This is a genomic window from Achromobacter denitrificans NBRC 15125 (assembly GCF_001571365.1).
Taxonomy (GTDB): Bacteria; Pseudomonadota; Gammaproteobacteria; order Burkholderiales; family Burkholderiaceae_B; genus Achromobacter; species Achromobacter denitrificans.
The window spans coordinates 1-2,536 of record NZ_BCTQ01000087.1; the positions used below are offsets into that span (position 1 = coordinate 1).

1 tRNA gene and 1 rRNA gene are annotated in these 2,536 nt (G+C 51.1%); both read right to left on the reverse strand.

Features of this window, described 5'->3' with window-relative positions:
• Positions 1–2,164, reverse strand: a 23S ribosomal RNA gene (locus tag ADE01S_RS30960); the annotation flags it as partial.
• A gap of 280 nt (positions 2,165–2,444) precedes the next feature.
• Positions 2,445–2,520, reverse strand: a tRNA-Ala gene (locus ADE01S_RS30965).
• Positions 2,521–2,536: the final 16 nt, after the last annotated feature.

The following is a 2,536-nucleotide window of genomic DNA, read 5'->3' on the forward strand; positions in this document are numbered from 1 at the left end:
CAAACCAGGGTGGTATTTCAAGGATGGCTCCACGTAATCTAGCGACTACGCTTCAAAGCCTCCCACCTATCCTACACAGGCCGGTTCACAGATCAATGCAAAGCTACAGTAAAGGTTCATGGGGTCTTTCCGTCTAGCCGCGGGTAGATTGCATCATCACAAACACTTCAACTTCGCTGAGTCTCAGGAGGAGACAGTGTGGCCATCGTTACGCCATTCGTGCAGGTCGGAACTTACCCGACAAGGAATTTCGCTACCTTAGGACCGTTATAGTTACGGCCGCCGTTTACCGGGGCTTCGATCAAGAGCTTGCACCCCATCACTTAACCTTCCGGCACCGGGCAGGCGTCACACCCTATACGTCGACTTTCGTCTTTGCAGAGTGCTGTGTTTTTAATAAACAGTCGCAGCCACCGATTCTCTGCGACCCCATCATGCTAAGCGCGCAGGCGCTTCACACTACCGGGGTATACCTTCTCCCGAAGTTACGGTATCAATTTGCCGAGTTCCTTCTCCTGAGTTCTCTCAAGCGCCTTGGAATATTCATCCCGTCCACCTGTGTCGGTTTGCGGTACGGTCTCGTACAGCTGAAGCTTAGAGGCTTTTCTTGGAACCACTTCCAATCACTTCGCAAGCAATGCTCGCTCGTGCCACACCCTTGATTTACGCGCCCGGATTTGCCTAAGCGCCATCTTCGATGCAGCAACAGGGACATCCAACACCCTGATGATCTTCCGCAATCCGTCCCCCCATCGCACTGTACGACGGTGCTGGAATATTAACCAGCTTCCCATCAGCTACGCATCTCTGCCTCGCCTTAGGGGCCGACTCACCCTGCGCCGATGAACGTTGCGCAGGAAACCTTGGACTTACGGCGAGGGGGCTTTTCACCCCCTTTATCGCTACTCATGTCAGCATTCGCACTTCTGATACCTCCAGCAGCCTTTACAAGCCACCTTCGCAGGCTTACAGAACGCTCTCCTACCGCGTGCACAAAGTGCACACCCGCAGCTTCGGTTTATCGCTTAGCCCCGTTACATCTTCCGCGCAGGACGACTCGATCAGTGAGCTATTACGCTTTCTTTAAAGGATGGCTGCTTCTAAGCCAACCTCCTGACTGTCTATGCCTTCCCACTTCGTTTCCCACTTAGCGATAATTTGGGACCTTAGCTGGCGGTCTGGGTTGTTTCCCTCTTGAGTCCGGACGTTAGCACCCGGTGCTCTGTCTCCCAAGCTGTACTTGCGGGTATTCGGAGTTTGCCATAGTTTGGTAAGTCGCCATGACCCCCTAGCTATAACAGTGCTCTACCCCCCGCAGTAATACTTGAGGCACTACCTAAATAGTTTTCGGAGAGAACCAGCTATTTCCAGATTTGTTTAGCCTTTCACCCCTATCCACAGCTCATCCCCTAATTTTTCAACATTAGTGGGTTCGGTCCTCCAGCACGTGTTACCGTGCCTTCAACCTGGCCATGGATAGATCATCTGGTTTCGGGTCTACACCCAGCGACTGAATCGCCCTATTCGGACTCGCTTTCGCTACGGCTTCCCTATTCGGTTAACCTCGCCACTGAATGTAAGTCGCTGACCCATTATACAAAAGGTACGCAGTCACCCCACAAGGAGGCTCCTACTGTTTGTATGCATACGGTTTCAGGATCTATTTCACTCCCCTTCCGGGGTTCTTTTCGCCTTTCCCTCACGGTACTGGTTCACTATCGGTCGATCACGAGTATTTAGCCTTGGAGGATGGTCCCCCCATCTTCAAACAGGATTTCACGTGTCCCGCCCTACTTTTCTTACGCTTAGTTCCACATTCAAAATTTCGTCTACAGGGCTATCACCTGCTACGGCCGGACTTTCCATTCCGTTCGACTATCCTGAATGCTAAAACGTAAAGGCTTTTCCGATTTCGCTCGCCACTACTTTCGGAATCTCGGTTGATTTCTTTTCCTCGAGCTACTGAGATGTTTCAGTTCACCCGGTTCGCTTCCACTGACCTATGTATTCAGTCAGGGATACTCCTTACGGAGTGGGTTTCCCCATTCGGACATCTGCGGATCAAAGCTTGTTTGCCAGCTCCCCGCAGCTTTTCGCAGGCTACTACGTCCTTCATCGCCTGTGATCGCCAAGGCATCCACCATATGCACTTAGTCGCTTGATCCTATAACGCTGTAGGCTATAGGACCTGAGTATTAGCGTTTGTGCCGTTCATAAGTTTCAAAGCAGTCTGAGGTTATTCACCCCAGTCTTGAGAACTTGGAACAAAATTAATGCAATCACAACCCGTATCCATCTTCATCAGCAAGCTGATTACTCGATGAATACATTTTCGTTGTGCTTCTTCCAGATTGTTAAAGAACGAATATAGCTGTTGGGTAAAACCCAACTCATAACACTGCAAGCAGCATTATGAGTTGGCCTCTACGGCACCACTAGATCAGTGGTGGAGGTGAACGGGATCGAACCGATGACATCCTGCTTGCAAAGCAGGCGCTCTCCCAGCTGAGCTACACCCCCATATCCCGCATTCGCA